The sequence below is a fragment of the Ochrobactrum sp. SFR4 genome (assembly GCF_019730395.1).
Lineage (GTDB): Bacteria > Pseudomonadota > Alphaproteobacteria > Rhizobiales > Rhizobiaceae > Pseudochrobactrum.
Genome location: NZ_JAAPBB010000097.1, coordinates 1 through 590, shown reverse-complemented (window position 1 = coordinate 590; position 590 = coordinate 1). Strand labels below are relative to the sequence as shown.

General features: G+C 53.6%; 1 protein-coding gene. It reads left to right on the top strand.

Features of this window, described 5'->3' with window-relative positions; all coding sequences use genetic code 11:
* Positions 1-526, top strand: a 526-nt coding sequence (locus HBA93_RS18020) for a DDE-type integrase/transposase/recombinase (protein ID WP_221724208.1), incomplete at its 5' end; no start/stop codon positions are given.
* Between the last annotated feature and the right edge of the window lie 64 nt (positions 527-590).

Sequence of the window (590 nt, the reverse complement as noted above, 5' to 3'; positions counted from 1 at the left end):
ACCTCAGATCGCTCGCAATCTGCGACGACAACAGGTACGCCCTGGTGATGTTTGGTATCTGGACGAAGTCGTGGTGAAATGCGCCGGAACCAAGTTTTGGCTCTGGCGCGCGGTCGATCAGCATGGCATCGTTCTCGAAGAAATATTGCAAAAGCGGCGTGACAAAAAGGCGGCCAAGCGTCTGCTGCTGGCTTTGATGAAACGCTATGGTTTTGTTCCCAAACGCATCGTCACTGATAAACTTCGCTCCTATGGTGCGGCAAAGGCGGGTGTGGCACCCAGCCTAGATCATTGGTCGCACAAGGGCCTCAATAATAGGGCTGAGAATAGCCACTTGCCGTTTCGAAAACGGGAGCGAACCATGCAAGGCCACCGATCGCCGGGAGCGTTGCAGCGGTTCGTATCCATGCATTCTGCCACCCGCAATCGCTTTTCAGTTCCATCCCATCGCCGTAGCGCACAAACAATACGTTACCATCGCCTCGAAGCGTTCGCTGTATGGAATTTTGCAGCCTGCCTCGGCTGAAAATTCAGGAGCTCAGCCCCATTCTCGACATCACAAACTTAACGTGACAACACCTCCGAAACTA